The 21,555-nt window shown below is 73.8% G+C and carries 19 protein-coding genes; 2 read left to right on the top strand and 17 right to left on the bottom strand.

Annotated features, from left to right (window positions below; translation table 11 throughout):
* Positions 1-7: 7 nt before the first annotated feature.
* The 16 genes from cobA to ACIRRH_RS14325 all read right to left on the bottom strand — a co-directional run bounded on the left by cobA (position 8) and on the right by ACIRRH_RS14325 (position 20,089).
* Positions 8-1,255: a uroporphyrinogen-III C-methyltransferase gene (cobA, locus tag ACIRRH_RS14400; protein ID WP_403066488.1), complete on the bottom strand. Its 1,248-nt coding sequence runs from the start codon at positions 1,253-1,255 to the stop codon at positions 8-10.
* A gap of 103 nt (positions 1,256-1,358) precedes the next feature.
* Positions 1,359-5,180, bottom strand: coding sequence for a nicotinate-nucleotide--dimethylbenzimidazole phosphoribosyltransferase (cobT, locus tag ACIRRH_RS14395; RefSeq protein ID WP_403066486.1), 3,822 nt, complete (start codon positions 5,178-5,180; stop codon positions 1,359-1,361).
* A 483-nt stretch (positions 5,181-5,663) separates the two neighbouring features.
* Positions 5,664-6,920, bottom strand: coding sequence for a precorrin-6y C5,15-methyltransferase (decarboxylating) subunit CbiE (gene cbiE, locus ACIRRH_RS14390; RefSeq protein ID WP_403066484.1), 1,257 nt, complete (start codon positions 6,918-6,920; stop codon positions 5,664-5,666).
* Between the two features lie 150 nt (positions 6,921-7,070).
* Positions 7,071-7,736 carry a GNAT family N-acetyltransferase gene (locus ACIRRH_RS14385; RefSeq protein WP_403066482.1) on the bottom strand — a complete coding sequence of 222 codons (666 nt, stop codon included), beginning with the start codon at positions 7,734-7,736 and terminating at the stop codon, positions 7,071-7,073.
* A 198-nt stretch (positions 7,737-7,934) separates the two neighbouring features.
* Positions 7,935-8,759: a MetQ/NlpA family ABC transporter substrate-binding protein gene (locus tag ACIRRH_RS14380; protein ID WP_403066480.1), complete on the bottom strand. Its 825-nt coding sequence runs from the start codon at positions 8,757-8,759 to the stop codon at positions 7,935-7,937.
* Positions 8,760-8,816: 57 nt separating this feature from the next.
* The gene (locus ACIRRH_RS14375) at positions 8,817-9,548 is read right to left on the bottom strand and encodes a methionine ABC transporter permease (RefSeq protein WP_403066478.1); all 732 of its coding nucleotides are present in this window, start codon (positions 9,546-9,548) and stop codon (positions 8,817-8,819) included.
* The gene (locus ACIRRH_RS14370) at positions 9,545-10,570 is read right to left on the bottom strand and encodes a methionine ABC transporter ATP-binding protein (protein WP_403066476.1); all 1,026 of its coding nucleotides are present in this window, start codon (positions 10,568-10,570) and stop codon (positions 9,545-9,547) included. The genes ACIRRH_RS14375 and ACIRRH_RS14370 overlap by 4 nt, the downstream gene beginning before the upstream one ends.
* 546 nt (positions 10,571-11,116) lie before the next feature.
* The gene (locus ACIRRH_RS14365) at positions 11,117-11,617 is read right to left on the bottom strand and encodes a GNAT family N-acetyltransferase (protein ID WP_403066474.1); all 501 of its coding nucleotides are present in this window, start codon (positions 11,615-11,617) and stop codon (positions 11,117-11,119) included.
* A 223-nt stretch (positions 11,618-11,840) separates the two neighbouring features.
* A complete protein-coding gene (locus ACIRRH_RS14360; RefSeq protein WP_380700513.1) occupies positions 11,841-12,098 on the bottom strand; it encodes a hypothetical protein in 258 nt (85 codons plus the stop codon).
* A 131-nt stretch (positions 12,099-12,229) separates the two neighbouring features.
* A complete protein-coding gene (argH, locus tag ACIRRH_RS14355) occupies positions 12,230-13,654 on the bottom strand; it encodes an argininosuccinate lyase (RefSeq protein WP_380768525.1) in 1,425 nt (474 codons plus the stop codon).
* Between the two features lie 140 nt (positions 13,655-13,794).
* On the bottom strand, positions 13,795-14,343 hold the full coding sequence (locus ACIRRH_RS14350; protein ID WP_049652068.1) for an arginine repressor: 549 nt from the start codon (positions 14,341-14,343) through the stop codon (positions 13,795-13,797).
* A gap of 23 nt (positions 14,344-14,366) precedes the next feature.
* The gene (locus ACIRRH_RS14345) at positions 14,367-15,581 is read right to left on the bottom strand and encodes an acetylornithine transaminase (protein ID WP_403066471.1); all 1,215 of its coding nucleotides are present in this window, start codon (positions 15,579-15,581) and stop codon (positions 14,367-14,369) included.
* A complete protein-coding gene (gene argB / locus ACIRRH_RS14340) occupies positions 15,578-16,453 on the bottom strand; it encodes an acetylglutamate kinase (RefSeq protein ID WP_403066835.1) in 876 nt (291 codons plus the stop codon). The genes ACIRRH_RS14345 and argB overlap by 4 nt, the downstream gene beginning before the upstream one ends.
* A 177-nt stretch (positions 16,454-16,630) precedes the next feature.
* Positions 16,631-17,803, bottom strand: coding sequence for a bifunctional glutamate N-acetyltransferase/amino-acid acetyltransferase ArgJ (gene argJ / locus ACIRRH_RS14335; protein ID WP_403066469.1), 1,173 nt, complete (start codon positions 17,801-17,803; stop codon positions 16,631-16,633).
* Positions 17,800-18,828 carry an N-acetyl-gamma-glutamyl-phosphate reductase gene (gene argC / locus ACIRRH_RS14330; protein ID WP_403066467.1) on the bottom strand — a complete coding sequence of 343 codons (1,029 nt, stop codon included), beginning with the start codon at positions 18,826-18,828 and terminating at the stop codon, positions 17,800-17,802. Before argC ends, argJ begins: the two co-directional genes overlap by 4 nt.
* Positions 18,829-18,922: 94 nt before the next feature.
* Positions 18,923-20,089 carry a methyltransferase gene (locus ACIRRH_RS14325; protein WP_403066833.1) on the bottom strand — a complete coding sequence of 389 codons (1,167 nt, stop codon included), beginning with the start codon at positions 20,087-20,089 and terminating at the stop codon, positions 18,923-18,925.
* Positions 20,090-20,215: 126 nt separating this feature from the next.
* On the opposite strand from ACIRRH_RS14325, the gene ACIRRH_RS14320 reads away from it, so the two are divergent.
* Entirely contained in the window at positions 20,216-20,620 is a 405-nt protein-coding gene (locus ACIRRH_RS14320; protein ID WP_403066465.1) for a VOC family protein, read from the top strand.
* A 9-nt stretch (positions 20,621-20,629) separates the two neighbouring features.
* Positions 20,630-21,004 (top strand): RNA-binding S4 domain-containing protein, encoded by a 375-nt coding sequence (locus ACIRRH_RS14315; RefSeq protein WP_403066463.1) that lies wholly within the window; start codon positions 20,630-20,632, stop codon positions 21,002-21,004.
* Positions 21,005-21,018: 14 nt separating this feature from the next.
* Here the strand turns inward: ACIRRH_RS14315 and ACIRRH_RS14310 are convergent, their stop codons facing one another.
* Positions 21,019-21,525, bottom strand: coding sequence for an FBP domain-containing protein (locus ACIRRH_RS14310; RefSeq protein WP_403066461.1), 507 nt, complete (start codon positions 21,523-21,525; stop codon positions 21,019-21,021).
* Positions 21,526-21,555: the final 30 nt, after the last annotated feature.

The following is a 21,555-nucleotide window of genomic DNA, read 5'->3' as shown; positions in this document are numbered from 1 at the left end:
CGTGTGCCTACTTCCGGAAGGCCGCGGCCAGCACGTTGACGACGTCGCCGACGACGATGACCGCCGGGGGCTTGACGCCCTCGGCCTCGACCACCGCGGCGACGGTGCCGAGGGTGGCGTCCACCCGGCGCTGGGCGGCGGTGGTGCCCTCCTGGACGATCGCGACCGGGGTGTCCGCCGACCGGCCGTACTCGACCAGCCGGGCGGCGATCGCGCCGATCTTGTCCACGGCCATCAGCAGCACCAGGGTGCCGCTCATCTTCGCGGCGGCCTCCCAGTTGGTGAGGGAGCGCTCGTCGTCCGGGCCGACGTGGCCGGAGATCACGGTGAACTCGTGGGTCATGCCGCGATGGGTCACCGGGACGCCAGCCGCGGCGGGGACGCTGATCGAGCTGGAGATCCCGGGCACCACGGTGACCGGCAGCCCGGCCTCCGCGCAGGCCAGCAGTTCCTCGCCGCCGCGGCCGAAGACGTACGGGTCGCCGCCCTTGAGCCGGACCACGAACTTGCCGGCCTTGGCGTGCTCGACCAGGGTGCGGTTGATCGCCTCCTGGGCCATGAACCGGCCGTACGGGATCTTGGAGGCGTCGATCACCTCCACGTGCTCGGGCAGTTCGGCGAGCAGTTCGCGCGGGGCGAGGCGGTCGGTGACGACCACGTCGGCGTCGGCGAGCAGCCGCCGGCCGCGCACGGTGATCAGGTCCGGGTCGCCGGGGCCGCCGCCGACCAGGGCCACGCCGGCCCCGTGCGAACGGTACTGGCGGGCGGCCAGCGAGCCGTCCCGCAGGCCGTCCACGATGGCGTCGCGCAGGGCGGCGGAGTGGCGCGGGTCGCCGGTGAGGACGGCGACGGTGGCGCCCGCGTCGCGCCCGCTGGCCGGGGTCCAGGCGGTGGCCGCCGCGGCGTCGTCGCTGCGGGAGCAGAACACCCGCTCGCGCTCGGCCTCGGCGCTGACCGCCTCGTTGACGGCCGGGTCGTCGGTGGCGACCAGGGCGTACCAGGTGCCGGCCAGGTCGCCGTCCCGGTACGGGCGGGCGTGCCAGGTGAGCTCGCCGGCGTCGGCCATGGCCTGGACGGCCGGGGTGGTGGTCGGCGATATCAGGTGCAGGTCGGCACCGGACGCGATCAGGGCGGGCAGCCGCCGCTGGGCGACCTGGCCGCCGCCGACCACGACGACGCGGCGGCCGGCCAGCAGCAGGCCGACCGGGTAGGGGGTGCGGCCCTCGGTGCTCGGGTGCGGGGTGGGCGCGGTCATCGGCGGTGCTCCTGATCGGGGGGTGAGGGTGTGGGGACGGTACGACACCGCTCCGCGGTCCGGCGCGCCCTCGGGCCGGTCCGCGGAGCGGTGACGGGGTGCGTCAGGCCTTCTCGGTGACCCCGGCGGAGTCGAAGGTTGCCACATCGTGCATCGCCCGGGCCGCGCTCTGCACCAGCGGCAGGGCCAGCAGGGCACCGGTGCCCTCGCCGAGCCGCAGGTCCAGGTCGATCAGCGGGCGCAGACCGAGCTTCGCCAGTGCGGCCTGGTGGCCGGGCTCGGCGGAGCGGTGGCCGGCGATGCAGGCGGCCAGCACCTCGGGGGCGATGGCCTTGGCGGCCAGCGCGGCCGAACCGGCGATGACGCCGTCCAGGACCACCGGGGTGCGCAGCGAGGCGGCGCCCAGCAGGAAACCGGCCAGGGCGGCGTGCTCCAGGCCGCCGACGGCGGCGAGGACGCCGACCGGGTCGCTCGGGTCGGGCTGGTGCAGGGCCAGCGCGGCGCGGATGACCTCGATCTTGCGGGCGTGGGTCTCGTCGTCGATGCCGGTGCCGCGGCCGGTGACCTCGGCCGGGTCGAGGCCGGTGAACACCGAGATCAGGGCGGCCGAGGCGGTGGTGTTGGCGATCCCCATGTCGCCGGTGACCAGCGCCTTGTTGCCCGCCGCGACCAGGTCGCGGGCGGTCTCGATGCCGACCTCGATGGCCTTGAGGGCCTCCTCCCGGGTCATCGCCGGGCCCTGGGTCATGTCGGCGGTGCCGGGGCAGACCTTGCGCGGCAGCAGGCCGGTGGCGCGGCCCTGCTGGACGGCGTCCGGCAGTTCGGCGGCGACGCCGACGTCGACCACGCAGACCTCGGTGCCGATCTGCTTGGCGAAGGAGTTGATCACCGCTCCCCCGGCCAGGAAGTTGCCGACCATCTGGGCGGTCACCTCCTGCGGCCAGGGGCTGACGCCCTGGGCGTGCACGCCGTGGTCCCCGGCGAAGATCGCCACGCAGGCGGGTTCCGGGATCGGCGGCGGGCACTTGCGGGACAGGCCGCACAGCTGGGCGGAGATGATCTCCAGCATGCCGAGCGAGCCGGCCGGCTTGGTCATCCGCTTCTGCCGGTCCCAGGCCTCGCCGAGCGCCTTGGCGTCCAGCGGGCGGATGCCGCGCAGGGTCTCGGCGAGCAGGCTCTGCGGCTCCTCGCCGGGCAGCGCGCGGTTGCCGTACTGCTCCTCGTGGACGACCCAGGACAGCGGGCGCTTCTTGGCCCAGCCCTGCTGCTCCAGCTCCGGCTCGTCCGGGAACTCGTCGACGAAGCCGACGCACAGGTAGGCGACGACCTCCAGGTGCTCGGGCAGGCCGAGCTCGCGGACCAGCTCCTCGTCGTCGAAGAAGCTCACCCAGCCGACGCCCAGGCCCTCGGCGCGGGCGGCCAGCCAGAGGTTCTCGACGGCCAGGGCGGCCGAGTACGGGGCCATCTGCGGCTGGGTGTGCCGGCCCAGGGTGTGCCGGCCGCCGCGGGTGCGGTCGGCGGTCACCACGATGTTGACCGGGGTGTCGAGGATGGCCTCGATCTTGATTTCCTTGAACTGCTTGGCCCGGCCCTTGGGCAGCGAGTCCGCGTACGCCTCGCGCTGGCGCTCGGCCAGGGCGTGCATCCGCCTGCGGGTCTTGGCCGAGCGGATCACCACGAAGTCCCAGGGCTGCGAGTAGCCGACGCTGGGCGCGGTGTGGGCGGCCTCCAGGACGCGGATCAGCACCTCGTGCGGGATCGGGTCCGGACGGAAGCCGTTGCGCACGTCGCGGCGCTCGCGGATCACCTGGTGGACGGCCTCGCGGCCGGCCTCGTCGTAGCCGGGAGCGGCCGGGCCGCGCGGCTCGGCAGGCTCCTCGGGCTGCTGCTCCGGCTGCTCCTGCGCCTCCTCGGCGACGGGCTGCATGTCGGCGGGCTGCTCCTCGGGGGCCTCGGTGGCCTCCGGGTTCCCGGCGGCGGGCTGCTCCGCCTGCGGCTGCTCGGCGACGGCCTCGGCGGCCGGAGCCTCGGCGGCGGGCTCCTGGACGGGCTCGGCCTCGGCAGCGGGCTCCGCGACGACGGCCGCGGGCTCGGCCTGCGCCTGCTCGGCGGCCGGCTCCACGGGGGCCTCGGCCTCCGGCGCGGCGGCGGGTTGCCCGGCGACGCCCTCGGCGGGTGCGCCCTCCTCCGCGACCGGCTCGGCTGCCGCGGCGGCGGGCTCCTCGACGGTTCCGGCGGGCTGCGCCGCCTCCGCCTCGGGAGCGGCCTGCTGCTCGGGATCGGCCTCGGCCGGGGCCTCGGCGACCGGCTCGGCAGCGGCGGTGGCGGCCTCGGCCGTCGGTTCCGCAGCCGGCTCGGCAGGCGCCTCGGCCGGGACCTCGGCCTGCTGCTGCGGCTGCTCGGCCTCGGCGGCGGGCTCGGTGACGGCCTGGCCAGAGGGCATCTCGCCGGTGCCCGCGGCGGTCTCGGCGACCGGCTCGGCAACCGACTCGGCAACGGCCTCCGGCGCGGCCTCGGCCGGGTGGGCCTGCTCGGCGACCTCGACGACCTCGGCAACCGGGGCGGCCTCGACGGCCTGCGGCGCGTCGGCGGCCGCTATGGGCGCGGGCTGCTGCGGGGCCGCCTCCTCGGCGACCGGAGCCTGCTCGGGGGCCCCGACCTTGGGCAGGCCGTGCGGGGTGGGCGCGGCGAGGAAGGCGGAGATCCGGCGCGGCGGACCGGCCGGGGCCGCTGCCTCGGGCTGCTCGACGGGCACGGCGGTGCCGCCGGCGGCAGCACCCTCGGCAGCGACGGTCGCGGCGTCGGCGGGCGCGACACCAGCGGCCTCGGCAACGACCGTCCCGGCGACGGCGGGCTCGGCCACCGGCTGGGCGGTCCCGGCCGGGACCGGCTCGGCCACGACGGCCTGCGGCGCGACCGCGACGGCCTCTGCGGCGGCCTGGGGGGCCGTCACGTCCTGAGCGGGCTGGACCGCGGCGGCCTGGACGGCCTCCGGAATCTCGACGACCTCGATCACCTCGATCGCCCCGACCGTCTCGACGGACAGCACGGCCTCGACCGGCTGCGCGACGAGCGGCACCTGCTGAGCCTGGTGGAAGTCCTGCGCCTGCGGCAGCTGCTGCCCGTCCACGACCGGCACCTCCGGGGCTGCCGGAGCGCCCGGCGCCACGGGGACGGCCTGCGGCGCGGCGGCCGGAGCCGGGGCGGCGGCCTCGGCCATCGGCGGGCGGCCGACCACCGGGATGCCGTGCGCGGGCGTGCCGCCCTGCGAGGGGCCGCGGTCGGCCAGCGAGCGGACCGGCACCTGGCCGGTCATCAGGGAGGGGTCCGGGATCGGCGGACCGGCGTGCAGCGGCCGGCGCGGCTGCTGAGCCTGCGTCATCGGCTGCTGCGGCTGCATCTGGACGGGCTGCTGCTGGACGGCGTGCTCGGCACCGAGCATCGGCGGGTCCACCGGCGGCCAGGAGGGTTCGACCGGCGTGCCGTCCTGCTGCGGCGCGAGCGGCACCTGCTCGGCCGGGACGGCCGCCGCCGGCTCGCCCCAGGAGCCCTGCGGGCCGGGCATCAGCAGCACGTCGTCATCGTCGTCCAGGCCGTCCGGCGAGTCGGGCTGGTCGAGGAAGTGGAAGGCCGGACGCGGGGCGCCCTGGTCGACGGCCCAGCCCTCGCCGGGGTGGCCGGGCTGGGGCACACCGGGAACGCCGTAGCCGTGCTGGCCCTGCGGCGGGACGACGCCCGCACCCGGGGGCATCGCACCGGGGACCCCGCTGATCGGGGCCGCCGGGTTGGGGATCACACCGCCGTCCGTCGCGACGCCCTGGAGGGGTGCAACGCCCGCGACGCCCTCCGGTCCGCCGAGCGGGTCCGGCCCGGCGTGCAGGTGCTCGGGCAGTCCCTCGCCCGGGACGTGGCCGCCATCGGTCATTGTCAAAGCTCCTTCCAGGCCGCTGCCGCGCCCTCGGCGACACGATCAGCGATCGCAGCGCCCATCCGCACGGGCCGAACCAGCACCGGCCCGCCCCTAACCACACGCGGCCGCCGCGCCGTGGCGCTGCGGCCCAAGTCCATCCGGCGCACTGCGGCACCCCGGCCCGGCGCACCGCCCGTACCGGGCGGCACATCGTCTGAAACAACGACAGGCCGGAGCAACCGGCACGACCGCACCGGACCCTACGGCATTCTCCAGGTCCGACACACGGCCCGTCGAATTGCCCACACTCCGAGCGGAATCGGATTGCACCACGTCAAAAAGGTGACAAACCGACCGAATCGGGTGGGTCGCCGACCGATGCAGCCGACCAGGACGTCACACTACCGGCCCGGCGCGGTCACCTCTCGAATCGGTGTCCGGATGCGACCTGGATCACCGTCGACGCCACCGGACGGCCCCGGTGCACGCCCACGGCCTTCACACGATCTGCTCACCCCAGAGCACCAGCGCGCCGGTTCCGCCCGCCCCCAGCGTCAGCCCGTCACCCTCCCCCACCGGCCGCAACGGGGTCGCCTGGAGCAGCGCGCCGTCCGCCCGGTAGCCGGCCCCGGCGATCGCCCGGCGGACCTCCTGCGCCTCGGCGAGGGTCCGGGGCAGCGCGACGAAGCGCTCCGGCCGGCGGGCCAGCACCGCGCGCACCACGTCGAGGCCGCCGGACTCCACCACCGCCGCGTCCGGCTCCGGCAGGCCGCCCAGCACCTCGGGGCCGCTCCCGTACACCGCCTCCACCTCGACGCCGTAGCGGCGGGCGTTGACGGTCAGCCGGGCGCAGGCCGAACGGGAGCCCTCGACCGCGACCACGGCGGCACCGAACCGGGCCGCCTCCACCGCGAGGGCTCCGCTGCCGGCGCCGACCGACCAGACCAGGTCCCCGGGGCGTGCACCCAGACGGGCCAGTACCAGGGCGCGCACATGGGCGGGCAGTGCTTCCGGCGCGCCCGATTCGCCCTCCGTGCGCCCGGCGCCCGCGTAGGCGTCGCCCGGGAGCGCCCAGCCGCGTTCCGCGCCGGGGTAGCCGACCGGGCGCCCGGCGAGCCAGCCGGCCGCCTCGTCCACCGCCCCGGCCTGGGCGCCGCCGCCGATCACCAGCACCACGTTGGGGTCGCGCCACACGTGGTCGGCGATCCGGTCGGAGGTGAGGACGGTGACGTCCTCGTCGGGGGTGCCGAGGGCCTCGCAGACCACGAAGGTCCGGTGCACCCCGCGCAGCATCAGGGCGAGTTCGGCGGGCCCGGCGCCCGGCGCGGTGAGCACCGCGACCTTGGGGTGGGCCCGGCAGATGTTGGCCGCGCGGCGCAGCCGTCCGCCGTGTGCGCTGACCACCTGGGCGTCCTCCCAGGGCATGCCGGCCCGGGCGAAGGCGGCGGCCACCGAGGAAACGGCGGGCAGCACCTCCAGTTCGAGGCCGTACTCGGGGCGGCGCAGGGTGCGCACCACCCCGAAGAAGCCCGGGTCGCCCTCGGCGACCACGACGGCGGCGCCGCGGTGCTCGGCGATCCTGCGGGCTGCCTGCTGGATGTTGCCGAGGGTGATCCGCTCGGCGGACTCCGGCACCGGGAGGGCGGTCAGTTGGTAGGGGGCGCCGGCCACCAGGGTCGCCGCGGCCAGGGCCGCGCCGGCGGCCTCGGTCAGCGGGGTGCCGTCCCACCCGATGACCGTGATCCGGTCAGCCATCTGCGGCCGTTCTCCCTCGACTCGGTGCACCACTCGATCCGCCGTCGTGCGGCGCCGGTGCAGAGGCTACCGGGTGTGATCCCCCGGAAGCCGACATCTCGCACACATGTCCGCGCCGGGTGAACAGCGGACGGGTGGGGCCGGCGGCGCTCAGTCGCGCAGCACGTACCGGTGGTCGCCGTGCCAGCCGTCGCGGTGCACCTCGGGCGACTCCAGGTCCTCCGGGAGCAGGCTCCACAGGATGAGGTCGCTGCGGCTCTCTCCCCCGGCCTGGTGGCTGGGAGGTGCCCCCACGACCACCTCGCCGGACTCCCCGCGGACTATCCAGGCGCTGCGCAGCACGCCCTCGCTGATGCCGCCGATCTTCTGGGCGACCTGCTGGGCGGCGGTGTTCCCGGCGGCGGTACGCAGTTCCAGGCGCAGGAAGCCGCGGTCCTCGAACAGCCACTGGGCGACGCCGAGGACGGCCTCCGGGGCGTAGCCCTCGCCGCGCGCCCAGGCGGCGGTGACGTAGGAGATCTCGGTGCTGCGCAGGCGCCAGTCGGTGTTGCGCAGTTCGACCAGGCCGACCAGGCGCTGGGTCAGGTGCTCGGTGACGGCGAAGACGATGCCGCGGCCGGCGGTCCGGTGGGCGGGGGCGAGGGTGCGGGCGAGCTCGGCCGCGTACTCCTCGGTGAAGGGGTGCGGCAGGTCCGTCCAGGCGAGCACGAGGTCGTCGGCCATCATCGTGGCCAGGCCGGGGGCGTCGTCCTCCGCCAGGGGCCGCAGCAGCAGCCGTTCGGTGCTGATGGCGGTCTCGGGGAAGCTCGCTGCCATGCCGTCTCTCCTCGCCGGGTCGTGAACACAACACCGTACGCCTCCGGTGCGCCCCCGGTGTCACGCGGTGCGCCGCCCGCACGACGGTACGTCAGAACGCGGTCGGCCGGAGCGTCCCTGCTGCATACTGCCCGACCGGGCCCCCGCCGAGGTGCGGCGGGGGCCCGGTCAGGGTCGGGACGCGGTGCGGGGAACGGCTCAGGAGGCCGGGATGACCGAGCCCTGGAAGGTGTCCTCGATGTACTTCTTGACCTCGTCGGAGTGCAGCAGCTCTTCCAGCTTCTTCACCCGCGGGTCGTTCTCCTTGCCCTTCTTGACGACCAGGATGTTGGCGTACGGGTTGCCCTCGGCCTTCTCCAGCACCAGGGCGTCGGTGGTCGGCTTCAGGCCGGCCTGGATCGCGAAGTTGCTGTTGATGACGGCGGCGTCCAGGTCGGAGTAGGAGCGGGGCAGCTGGGCCGCCTCCAGCTCCTTCCACTTGAGGTTCTTCGGGTTGCCCGTGACGTCGGCCGGGGTGGCGGCGGTGCCGGCGCCGTCCTTGAGAGTGATGAGCTTGTTGTCGGCGAGCAGCTTGAGCGCGCGGCCCTCGTTGGTGGCGTCGTTGGGCAGGCCGACGGTGGCGCCGTCCGGCAGGTCGGCGAGCGACTTGACCTTCTTGGAGTAGGCGCCCAGCGGCTCCAGGTGGACGTTCTCGACCGAGACGAGGTCGGTGCCGTTCTTCTTGTTGAAGTCCTCCAGGTACGGCAGGTGCTGGAAGTAGTTGGCGTCGGCCGAACCGTCCTGCACCGCCGTGTTGGGGGTCACGTAGTCGGTGACCTCCTTGATGTCGAGCTTGAGGCCCGCCTTCTCCGCGAGGTTGTCCTTGACGAACTTCAGGATCTGCCCGTGCGGGGTGGGGGTCGCCGCGACCTTGAGCGGCGCGTTCGGGTCCGAGGAGGAGGACCCGGAGCTACCGCAGGCGGCGAGCGAGAGGGCGACGCCGGCGGTGGCGAGGATGCTGGTGAACTTCAGAGCGTTGCGCACGAAAAGTGCCTTTCTGCCTGGAACGGGGAGCCGCGTCCGGGGTCGGACGAGGGAGGTCTAGGGGGCGACGAGGTCCTCGTCGGCCGAGGTGGCCGGGCGGTCGCGCAGCAGTCGGGTGCGTCCGCCGGCGTGGCCGCGGTTGGCCAGCCGGCGCACGGCGTAGTCGCCGGCCAGCTGGATCACGGTGACGATGACCGCGATCTCCGCCACGATGATCCACATGAAGGAGGTCTCGAACCGCAGGTAGCCGTACCGGTAGGCGAGGTCGCCGAGGCCGCCGCCGCCGACGGTGCCGGCCATCGCGGAGTAGCCGATCAGTGCGATGACCGTGGTGGTGACGGAGGCCACGATGCCGGGGAGGGCCTCGGGGACGAGCACCTTGCGGACCAGCGTCCAGGTGCCGCCGCCCATCGCGTGGACGGCCTCGACCAGGCCGCGGTCGACCTCACGGATGGAGGTCTCGACCAGCCGTGCGAAGAACGGGATCGCGCCGACGGTCAGCGGCACGGTGGCCGCCTGCCAGCCGAGGGAGTTGCCGGTCAGCCACCGGGTGAAGGAGATCAGCGCGATCATCAGGATGATGAACGGCATCGAGCGCGTGAGGTTCACGATCGCGCCGAGCACCTTGTTCACCGGCTGGTTCTGGAGCACCCCGCCCTTGGATGTGAGCACCAGCAGCACGCCGAGGGGCAGCCCGAGGAGGACGGTGCACAGGGTCGACACCCCGACCATCTGGAAGGTCTCCTGGGTGGCGGGCCCCATCAGCTCCTGCATCTGGTCCCAGGTCATGCCACCGCTCCGTTCGCCGTACCTATCACGTCCACCTGCAGGCCCTGCTCGCGCAGGTAGCCGATCGGCACCACGTTGTCCTGGTGGTTGCCGGACAGCTCGACCCGCATCCGGCCGACCATCCGGCCGGCGATGGTCTCCACCGCGGCACCGAGGATGTTGATGTCGATCTGGTAGGTGCGGGCGAGCTGGGAGACGAACGGCTGGGCCGAGCTGTCGCCCTGGAAGGTGATCTCCAGCACCGTGGAGCCGGGGTGGCCGGTGCCGAACTCGCTGAGCGGGAACAGCTCGCGGGCCAGCTCCGAGCCGGGCTTGGCCAGCAGGTCGGTGAGTTCGCCGGACTCGACCACCCGGCCGCCGCGCATCAGGGCGGCGGAGTCGCAGACGGACTTGATGACGTCCATCTCGTGGGTGATCAGCAGGACGGTGAGGCCCAGCTGCTGGTTGAGGTCGCGCAGCAGCTTGAGGATCGAGCGGGTGGTCTCCGGGTCGAGCGCCGAGGTGGCCTCGTCGGAGAGCAGCACCTTGGGGTCGCCGGCCAGCGCCCGGGCGATGCCGACGCGCTGCTTCTGCCCGCCGGAGAGCTGGTTGGGGTAGCTGCGGGCCTTGTCGCCGAGGCCGACCAGGTCGAGCAGCTCGGCGGCCTTGCGGCGGCGCTCGGTGCGGTCCAGCCCGATGATCTCCAGCGGGAGCTCGACGTTCTGCTGCACCGTCCGCGAGGAGAGCAGGTTGAAGTGCTGGAAGACCATGCCGATCCGGCGGCGGGCCTCGCGCAGCTCGCGGCCGGCCCGGTTCTCTCCGCCGGACAGCGCGGTGAGCTCGACCCCGTCCACGGTGATCGTGCCGGAGGTCGGGCGCTCCAGCATGTTCACGCAGCGGATGAGGGTGGACTTGCCGGCACCGCTGGTGCCGACGACTCCGTAGACCTCGCCCGGGCGGACGTGCAGGTCGACGCCGGCGAGGGCGGTCACCTCGCGGCCTCGGGAACGGTAGACCTTGGTCAGGTCCGTGGTGGTGATCACAGCGGCTTTCCGTGGGTCGGGGGCGGGCGGCGTGGGGCGACCATCCGACCGGTTCTGCGGTCGGCGGCGTCGTCACGGCGCTGCGCCGGGAGGGTCCGGACGTGCCATCCCCTGCTCGTGGCCGTGGACGGCCGGGCGCACGACGGCGTGGCCCTGACGAGTCACCCGGGCCCGCAGGTGGGCGGGCACGGCGGAGGGAGGGGTCCGGTAAGAGAGGCGCGCTCACACGGGCGGGAGCGGCGCCGGAGTCTCGCTTCGGGGCGCGAGGGGAAGGCACCTCAGCGGGGTGCCGGGGGCGGTGGCCCTCAGCAGTGACACATTCGACGACACATGGCACGCTCACCTGCCGGCAGGGTGCCGGTGGGGGTCCAGTTCGTCGTCGCAGTCATGTGAGCCAGTAAAACAGATGGGGCGTTTTCCGCCCAATTATTTCTCGGAGCTGTCCGCAATACGGACATGCGGCGCTGCTACCAGCGCGGATACGGCTCGGCGCCGCCACCGGTGGTCCGGATGGTGACGGCGCCGGGAACCGTGCGGGGGGCGGACTCAGGCCGTCGCGGCGAGCGGCGACGCGGCGGGCTTCTCCAGGTGGACGAAGCTCAGCCGGCTGTTGACCTGCTCGACCCGGGTCTGACGGTACCCCTGGCGGGCGTACAGCCGCAGGTTGCCGAGGCTGCGGTGGCCGGTGAACAGCCGGTACGCGCTCACCGGGCCGTCCTGGGCCATGCGGCGCTCCAGTGCGTCCAGCAGCCGGCCACCGAGGCCGTGGCGCTGCATCCGCGGATGGACGACCAGACGCCCTATCCGGCCGACGCCGTCGACGCCGACGTGACCGCGGACGGCGCCGACCACCTCGTCGCCCAGCCGGGCGACCAGGACGTGCTGCTCGGACAGTTCGGCGCGCAGGCTCTCCAGGCTCTGCGTCAGGGGCTCGATCGCCCAGTCGCCGTACAGCTCGGCCTCGGGCTGGTAGCCGAGGTACTGGAGCTTGAGGATCTGCTCCGCGTCCTCGGCCTCCGCAGCCGAGATGATCACGCTCATGCCCATGTGGAGGGGCCTCCCCAGTCGTCGTGCCCGGCGCGCAGAGGGTGGCGCGCTCACGCTCAGTATCCGAGTGATCGCGCCACCGTCAAGAGCTGCGTTCGCCAGCGCTCTACCCGGGTGTCAGGTTCCCTCAACCTTCGCGGGGGCGGACGTGAGGAGGGTCACCTCCTGAGCCGCACGGGCTCCGTCCGGTCGTACGGGCTCCGTCCGGTCGTACGGGCTCCGCTCAGGGGTACCGCTCCGAGTGGAGCAGCATCCGCAGGCAGGCCAGGCAGCGGGAACGGGTGGGGCCGATCGAGCCGCGGGGCATGCCGAGCCGCTCGGAGAGCTCGCGGTAGGTGGGCGGCGGGTCCTCGGCCAGCGCGGCGACCAGCTGCGGGCAGCGGCCGGGCAGGGCGGCGACGGTCTCGCGGACCACGCGGCGGCGACGGTCGGCGAGGTAGACGTCCTCGGCGGAGGGAACGGGCGGGAGGGCGGTGCACACACCGTGCATGACGGCCCGGGGCGGGGCCGGTTACGCCCGGGCCGGGGCGCGGACGCCGGAGGGGCGCGCCGGTCGGACCGCCGCGCCCCTCCCGCGCCCTGCGAGAGATCAGCCCCCCATGCCGTCAGGGATCAGATCCGGGTCCACTCCCGCTGCCGCGCCAGGTCCGCCTTCACCTCGGCGAGCTGGACCGCGACCGCCGAGGGGGCGGTTCCGCCGCGCCCGTTGCGGGCGGCGATGGCTCCGTGGACGCTGAGCACCGAGCGCACCTCGGGCGTCAGGTGCCCGGAGATCGCGGCGAACTGCTCGTCCGTCAGGTCGGACAGCTCGATGCCCTCGGCCTCGCAGACCTTGACGCAGGCGCCGGCCACCTCGTGGGCGACCCGGAACGGCACGCCCTGCTTGACCAGCCACTCGGCGATGTCGGTGGCGAGCGAGAAGCCGGCCGGGGCCAGTTCCTCCAGCCGCTCCCGGTGCACGGTGAGGGTGGCCATCATCCCGGTGAACGCCGGCAGCAGCACCTCCAGCGTGTCGCAGGAGTCGAAGACCGGCTCCTTGTCCTCCTGGAGGTCCCGGTTGTAGGCGAGCGGCAGCGCCTTGAGGGTGGCCAGCAGGCCGGTCAGGTTGCCGATCAGCCGGCCGGACTTGCCGCGGGCGAGCTCGGCGATGTCCGGGTTCTTCTTCTGCGGCATGATCGAGGAACCGGTGGAGAAGGCGTCGTGCAGCGTGATGAAGCCGAACTCCTTGGTGTTCCAGATGATCACCTCCTCCGCGATCCGGGAGAGGTTGATGCCGATCATCGCGGTCACGAAGGCGAACTCGGCGACGAAGTCGCGCGAGGCGGTGCCGTCGATGGAGTTGCCGACCGAGCCGCCCTCGAAGCCGAGGTCGGCGGCGACGGCCTGCGGGTCGAGGCCGAGCGAGGAGCCGGCCAGCGCTCCGGAGCCGTACGGCGACACGGCGGTGCGCGCGTCCCACTGGCGCAGCCGCTCGGCGTCCCGGCCGAGCGCCTGCACGTGCGCGAGGACGTGATGGGCGAAGAGCACCGGCTGGGCGTGCTGGAGGTGGGTGCGGCCCGGCATCGCGGTGTCCGGGTGCGCCTCGGCGAGCCCGACCAGGGCCTGCTGGAGGTCGAGCAGCAGGCCGCCGATGGTCTTCGCGTGGTCCCGCAGGTACATCCGGAACAGGGTGGCGATCTGGTCGTTGCGCGAGCGCCCGGCCCGCAGCTTGCCGCCGAGGTCGGGGCCGAGGCGCTCGAGCAGGCCGCGCTCCAGGGCGGTGTGCACGTCCTCGTCGGCGACGGTGCCGGTGAAGGTGCCCGCCTCGACGTCGGCCAGCAGCCGGTCCAGGCCGGCCAGCATGCCCGCCAGCTCCTCGTCGGAGAGCAGGCCGGCCTTGTGCAGGACCCGGGCGTGGGCCTTGGAGCCGGCGATGTCGTACGGCGCGAGTCGCCAGTCGAAGTGGACCGAGGCCGAGAGCCTGGCCAGCGCCTCGGACGGGCCGTCGGCGAAGCGCGCGCCCCAGAGGCGGACGTCGGAGGACTGCTCGGCGGTCATCGCGGTGGCTCCTTCATGCATGTGCAGCGGATGGCATAAGTATGCACGACAGTGTATGAAACACACAACCCCGGCCGGACGGTCTCCGTCGGCCGGGGTTCCTCGGGGCGGGGCGGTACTGCGCTCCCCGGGTCGAGGCGCTACTGCGCCTTGGCCTGGGCCAGCTGCATGAGGTGGTCGGCGAGCGCCTGGCCGCCGGCCGGGTCCCGGCTGATCAGCAGGACGGTGTCGTCGCCGGCGATGGTGCCGATGATCTCGAACACCTCGGCCTGGTCGATCGCCGAGGCCAGGAACTGGGCGGCGCCCGGCGGGGTCCGCAGCACCACCAGGTTGCCGGAGGCCGTCGCGGAGACCATGAGCTCGCCGGCCAGCCGGGCCATCCTGCCCTCGCTGGCCGACTCCCCCATCGGCGCGCGCGGCGTCCGGTCGCCACCCTCGGCCGGGACGGCGTAGATCAGCGCGCCGTCCCGGTTGCGGATCTTGACCGCGCCCAGCTCGTCCAGGTCCCGGGAGAGGGTGGCCTGGGTGACCACGAGTCCGTCGTCGGCGAGCAGCTTGGCGAGCTGGCTCTGCGAACGCACGGGCTGGCGGGTGAGCAGGTCCACGATCCGCCGGTGGCGCGCGGTGCGGGTCTGCGGGACCTGCGGCGTCGGGCCGGCGGCGGACGGGCCGGAGTGGGAAGCGGTCATGTGTTTATTCTCCCGGACGACGGTCAACTCGCATCGGCCGGGGCGCTCTCGCGCACCGTCCGGAGGATGCCCGGCAACGCGGCCAGGAACGCGTCCGCCTCCTGCTCGGTCAGCACCAGCGGCGGGGCCAGCCGGACGGCGTCCGGGACGGCCGCGTTGACCAGGTAGCCCGCCTCCTGCGCGGCGGCCTGGACCTTGGCCGAGACCGGCTCGGTGAGCACGATGCCGAGCAGCAGGCCCGCCCCGCGCACGTGCGAGACCAGCGGGTCGCCGAGGGCCTCGACGCCGTGCCGCAGCCGCTCGCCGAGCTTGCGGACGTGCTCCAGCAGGCCCTCGGACGCGATGGTGTCCAGCACCGCGAGCCCGGCCGCGGCGGCCACCGGGTTGCCGCCGAAGGTGGTGCCGTGCTGGCCGGGGGTGAGCAGCTCCGCGGCCGGCCCGAAGGCGAGCACCGCGCCCATCGGCAGGCCGCCGCCGAGCGCCTTGGCCAGGGTGACCACGTCCGGCTCCACACCCTCGTACGCCTGGTGGGCGTACCAGTGGCCGGTGCGGCCGACGCCGGTCTGGATCTCGTCCAGGACCAGCAGGGTGCCGGTGGCCCGGCTGATCTCGCGGGCCGCCGTCAGGTAGCCCTCGGGCAGCGGGACGGCGCCGTTCTCGCCCTGGACGGGCTCCAGGAACACCGCGGCGGTCTCGGTGGTGACGGCCGCGCGCAGCGCCTCGACGTCGCCGAACGGGACGTGGGTGACGTCGCCGGGCAGCGGGCGGAACGGGTCCTGCTTGGCGGGCTGGCCAGTGAGCGCGAGGGCTCCCATGGTGCGGCCGTGGAACGCGCCCTGGAGGGCGACCAGGTGGGTACGGCCGGTCCGCCGGCTGATCTTGAAGGCGGCCTCGTTGGCCTCGGCGCCGGAGTTGCAGAAGAACACCCGGCCGCCCGGCCGCCCGTCCAGCTCCAGCAGCCGCTCGGCGAGGGCGATGGTGGGCTCGGCCATGAAGAGGTTGGAGACGTGGCCGAGGGTGGCGATCTGCCTGCTCACGGCCTCGACGACGGCCGGGTGGGCGGTGCCCAGGGCGTTGACGGCGATGCCGCCGAGCAGGTCGGTGTACTCCTTGCCGTCGGCGTCCCAGAGCTTGCTGCCCTCGCCGCGCACCAGCGGGATGCGGGGGGTGCCGTAGTTGTCGGTGAAGGAGTGCTGCCACCGCTCGGTGAGCTGCTCGTTGTGCGTCGCGCCAGTCATGCCAGTCCCCCGGTCACGGTCGGTTCGTCGTCCGGCACGACCATCGTGCCGATGCCCTCGTCGGTGAAGATCTCCAGCAGCAGGCTGTGCTGGACCCGGCCGTCCAGCACGCGGGCGGTACCCACGCCGGAACGGACGGCGCGCAGGCAGCCCTCCATCTTGGGGAGCATGCCGCTGGCCAGGCCGGGCAGCAGCAGGTCCAGCTCGCTCGCGGTGAGCTGGCTGATCACGTCGTCGGAGTTCGGCCAGTCCTTGTAGAGGCCCTCGACGTCGGTGAGGACGACGAGCATCTCGGCGCCCAGCGCGACCGCGAGGGCGGAGGCGGCCGTGTCGGCGTTGATGTTGTAGACGTGGCCGTCGGCGCCGCGGGCGATCGAGGAGATGACCGGGATGCGGCCGTCGGCGATCAGCGCCTTCACCGCGCCGGCCTCGATGTTGACGATGTCGCCGACCAGGCCGATGTCGACCTGCTCGCCGTCCACCACCGCGTAGCGCTTGACCGCCGTCATGGTGTGGGCGTCCTCGCCGGTCATGCCGACCGCGAACGGGCCGTGCTCGTTGAGCAGGCCGACCAGCTCGCGCTGCACCTGGCCGGCCAGCACCATCCGGACCACGTCCATGGTTTCCGGGGTGGTGACCCGCAGGCCGTTGGTGAAGTTCGACTCCAGGCCCAGCCGGTCGAGTTGGGCACTGATCTGGGGGCCGCCGCCGTGCACCACGACGGGGTGCAGACCGGCGTAGCGGAGGAAGACCACGTCCTGGGCGAAGGCCGCCTTGAGGCTTTCGTCCACCATCGCGTTGCCGCCGAACTTGATCACGATGGTCTTGCCGTGGAAGCGCTCCAGCCACGGCAGCGCCTCGATCAGCGTCATGGCCTTGGGCAACGCGGTGTTGTTGCGGGCCTGTTCGCCCTTGGGTGCGATCTGCACGGGATTCCCTCGTCGGAACGGATGTCGCGGGTCAGGGTGTCGCGGCTCGGGGTCTGGCGGCTCGGGGTGTCGCTGATCAGGGTGTCGCGGCTCGGGTGGGCGTGGACGAAGTGGCGCGGATCAGGTCGAGTAGGCGCTGTTCTCGTGCACGTAGTCGGCCGTCAGGTCGTTGGTCCACAGCGAGGCGCTCGCCGTACCGGCGTTGAGGTTCGCGGTGATGACGACCTCGCGGCCCTTCATGTCCACCAGGTCGCGGTCCTCGCCCACGCCGCCGGCCCTGCAGACCCAGACGCCGTTGATGGCGACGTCCAGCTCGTTCGGGTCGAAGGCCGCGGAGGTGGTGCCGATCGCGGCCAGCACCCGGCCCCAGTTGGGGTCCTCGCCGTGGATGGCGCACTTGAGCAGGTTGTTGCGGCTGATCGTCCGGGCGACCTCGACCGCCTCGTCCTCGGTGGCGGCACCGGTGACATCGATCCGGATCTCCTTGCTCGCGCCCTCCGCGTCGCCGATCAGCTGGCGGGCCAGGTCGGCGCTGACCGTACGGACGGCCTCGGCGAACTCGGCCTGCTCCGGGGCGATGCCGGAGGCGGCGGAGGCGAGCAGCAGCACGGTGTCGTTGGTCGACATGCAGCCGTCGGAGTCGATCCGGTCGAAGGTGGTGCGGGTGGCGCCGCGCAGCGCGGCGTCCAGGGCGGCACTGTCCAGGTCGGCGTCGGTGGTGAGGACGACCAGCATGGTGGCGAGGCTCGGGGCGAGCATCCCCGCGCCCTTGGCCATGCCGCCGACCGTCCAGCCGGCCGGACTGGTGTACTGGGCGGTCTTGTGCACGGTGTCGGTGGTCTTGATGGCGATCGCGGCGGCCTCGCCGCCGGCCTCGGCGAGCTCGCCCGCGGCCAGCGCGACCCCGGGCAGCAGGAGGTCCATCGGCAGCCGCACGCCGATCAGGCCGGTGGAGGCGACGGCGACCTCGCCCGCGTTGAGCCCCAGCTCCGCGGCCACCTTCTCCGCGGTGGCGTGGGTGTCCTGGAAGCCGAGCGGGCCGGTGCAGGCGTTGGCGCCACCGGAGTTGAGGACGACGGCGGAGACCTGGCCGCCCTTGAGCACCTGCTCGGACCAGAGCACCGGTGCGGCCTTGACCCGGTTGGCGGTGAAGACACCGGCCGCGGCGAGCGAGGGGCCGTCGTTGACCACCAGGGCGAGGTCGGGGGTGCCGGAGGCCTTGATGCCGGCGGTCACTCCGGCGGCCCGGAAGCCCTTGGCGGCGGTCACGCCGACGTTCGTGCTCTTGCTCACGGTGCGACTCCGTTCACGGGGAGGCCGAGCTCCTCGGGCAGCCCCAGGGCGATGTTCATGCTCTGCACCGCGCCGCCGGCGGTGCCCTTGACGAGGTTGTCGATCGCGCTGATCGCGATGATCCGCCCGGCGGCGGCGTCCAGGGCGACCTGGACCAGGGCGGTGTTGGCACCGTAGACGCTGCTGGTCTGCGGCCACTGCCCCTCGGGCAGCAGGTGGACGAAGGGCTCGTCCGCGAACGCCTCGGTGTAGGCGGCGCGCAGGCTCTGCGCGGTCACCCCGGGCCTGGCCTTGGCCGAGCAGGTGGCGAGGATGCCGCGCGGCATCGGGACGAGGGTGGGGGTGAAGGAGACGATGACCGGCTCGCCCGCGAGCGGGGTGAGGTTCTGCGCCATCTCCGGGGTGTGCCGGTGGACGCCGCCGACGCCGTACGGGCTGACGCTGCCCATCACCTCGCTGCCCAGCAGGTGCGGCTTGGCGGCCTTGCCGGCGCCGGAGGTGCCCGAGGCGGCGACCACCACGGCCTCCGGCTCGGCGAGCTGCGCGGCGTACGCGGGGAACAGCGCCAGGGAGACGGCCGTCGGGTAGCAGCCGGGCACGGCGATCCGGTTGCTGCCCTTCAACGCGGCGCGGTGGCCGGGGAGTTCGGGCAGGCCGTAGGGCCAGGTGCCGGCGTGGGCGGAGCCGTAGAACTGCTCCCAGTCGGCCGCGGCCTTGAGCCGGAAGTCGGCGCCGCAGTCGATCACCAGGACGTTCGGGCCGAGCTCCTCGGCGACGGCGGCGGACTGGCCGTGCGGCAGCGCCAGGAACACCACGTCGTGGTCGGCCAGCACCTCGGGGGTGGTGGCTTCGAGGACGCGGTCGGCGAGCGGGAGGAGGTGCGGCTGGAGCGCGCCCAGCCTGGTGCCCGCGTTCGAGCCTCCGGTCAGCGCCCCGATCTCCACCTCCGGGTGGCCGAGCAGCAGGCGCAGCACCTCGCCGCCCGCGTAACCGCTCGCGCCGGCGACGGCGACTCGCAATGCCATGGCGTTCCTCCTTTGTCTTGGCATGAATATACGCGTGACGGAAAATTCATGCAAGGAGTCCGTGCCGGATCCCGCTGGGGCGAGGGCGCCCAGGTCAGCGCTTGACGGCCCGCAGCACCACGAACTTGGGGTTCCCGGCGACGAGTTGGCAGTTGCCGAAGAGGCGGCGCAGCTTGACGTGGTACCCGAGGTGTCGGTTGCCGACCACCCAGAGCTCCCCGCCCGGCCGCAGCGCCCGCTTGGCGCCGGTGAACATCCGCCAGGCGGTGGCGTCGGTGGTGGCCTGGTGGGAGTGGAACGGCGGGTTGTTGAGCACCAGGTCCACCGAGCCGGTGGCGATCGCGTCCGGGGCCAGGGCGTCGGCGGTCAGGAACTCGGCCGGGGACTGCGGGCCCAGGTTGGTGCGGAAGGTCTCCTCGGCGGAGGCCACCGCCTGGTGCGACTCGTCCACGAACACCAGCTCCGCGCCGGGCCCGGCCAGTGCGGCGGCCGTACCGACCACGCCGTTGCCGCAGCCGAGGTCCACCACCCGGGCACCCGGGGCCGGGACGGGCAGGTGGGCGAGGAAGAAGCGGGTGCCGATGTCGAGCCGCTCGGCGCAGAAGGTGCCCGCGTGGTTGACGACGGTCCGGCCGGAGGCGGGGCCGATGTCCGACGGCAGCGCGTAGCGGTGCGGCCACGGATTGGGGCCGGGGTCGAGCCCCGGGTCGGGGGTGCAGAAGATCAGCCGGGCCTTGCGGACGGCCAGCGAGGTGCGGGTCGGGCCGAGGATCCGCTCGAAGAGCTGGAGGGTGGAGGTGTGGATCTCGGTGACCATGCCGGTGCCGATCACCACGGTGCCGTCGTGGACGGCGGGGGCGAGCCGGTGCAGCTGGTCCTCCAGCAGGGCCAGGCTCTTGGGGACGCGCACCAGCAGCACGTCGATCCGCTCCGGCGGGGCGTCCTGCGTGGAGAGCAGTCGGGCCTCGTCGACGGCGGCGCCGGCTCGGGCCAGGTTGGCCAGGGTGGCCTGCCGGCCGAGGTGGGAGTCGGTGATCTGGACCGGCCGGTACTCGGCGAGCGCGGTGGTCAGCGCGCCCCAGCGGTCACCGAGGACGGCGACCGTGCGACCGGCCAGCTCCGTCGCCGCGCCGGCCGCGCTGTCGGCCTCGCCCGCGAGGTGGCGCAGCAGGTACTCGTCGGCGGCGTCCCAGGCCCGCAGCCGCTCGCGCGGGTCCACCGGAAAGCGGGTGAGGTCGAAGGTGCCCCACGGGGTGGCCATGGAGGTGTCCGGCGGGGACGCGGCGGGCGTGGTCTGCGGATTCATCGTGTTCTCAGGCTATCCGACGGCCTCCGGGAGCCGTTGCGGCCGGATACTGGAAGAGTCCGACCGAGTGAGGTGAGGGCGATGGACTGGAAACTCGAAGTCGTGGTGATCCCGGTGTCGGACGTGAACCGCTCGAAGCTCTTCTACGAGGAACAGGCCGGGTTCACCGTCGACCACGACACCCTGCTGCGGGACGGGACCCGGGTGGTTCAGCTGACTCCCCCCGGCTCGCCCTGCTCGATCGTGGTGGGCAAGGGGGTGATCGACTCGCCGCCCGGATCGGTGAAGGGCCTCCAGTTGGCGGTGCCTGACATCGAGAAGGCGCACGCCGAGCTGGTGGCGCGGGGCGTGCAGGTCAGCCCGGTCCAGCACTTCGTGGCAGGAGGCCGGGTGGACGGGCACGGCGAGGCGTGGAACAACTTCGTGTTCTTCAACGACCCGGACGGCAACGGCTGGGCGGTCCAGGAGACGCCGCGCGCGGCGTAGGCTCCGAGGATGGCTGAACACGAGGGAAGCGTGCGGGTGGACAGCTGGATCTGGTCGGTCCGGTTGGTCAGGACACGTGCGCTGGCGGCGGCCGCCTGCCGGGCCGGACACGTCCGGGTGAACGGCGAGCGGGCCAAGCCCGCCCAGGCGCTGAAGCCCGGGGACGAGGTCCGGGTCCGCGAGGAGGGCTACGAGCGGGTCGTGGTGGTGCAGAAGCTGATCCGCAAGCGGGTCGGCGCCGCGGTCGCGGCGGAGTGCCTGGTCGACACCAGTCCGCCGCGGCCGCCGCGCGAGTTCGTCGCGGCGGCCGGGACGCGGGACCGCGGGGCCGGGCGGCCGACCAAGCGGGAGCGCCGCGAGCTGGACCAGCTGCGCGGGCACTGAGCGGAGCGGGGCCGTTACGCGGCCGCGGTGGCGAGCACCTTGTCGAGGAAGCCGCCGAGGTTGCCCACCGTGCGGTCGATCTGCAGCTCCAGCGGCAGCGACTCGTCGGGCCGGGTCACCAGCGTGGACTTCTTCAGCCCGCGCACGTAGAGCGAGCAGGCGAGGTCGGCGCAGATGTAGGTGCCGACCGTGTTGCCCTCGCGCCCGGCCGCCCCGGCCCGGCGGGCGGCGAGCAGCGCGACCCCCGACCCGGCGTGCGCGGTGATGCACAGCGAGCACACGTTGGTCTTGGTCAGGCTGCGCCGGATCACCGGCGAGCGCAGCGTCACGCCGACCGGCTCGCCCCCGTACGGCGCCACCAGGTACGCCCGGTCGGGCGCGCCCTGGTCCCGCCAGCCGAGGAAGTCCAGGTGCTCCCAGGGCAGGTCGGCCAGCCCCCGGGGCAGGTTGAGCCGGCGGGCCTCGCCCTTGGAGCAGTTGACGAAGGACGCGCGGATCTCGTTCTCACTCAGGGGTTCCATGCCGCGGAAGCTAACACCGGCCGGGCCGCC

It is taken from the genome of Kitasatospora sp. NPDC101235, assembly GCF_044767505.1.
Classification (GTDB): domain Bacteria; phylum Actinomycetota; class Actinomycetes; order Streptomycetales; family Streptomycetaceae; genus Kitasatospora.
The sequence above is the reverse complement of the archived record's forward strand: the minus strand, read 5'-3'. Positions and strand labels throughout refer to the sequence as shown.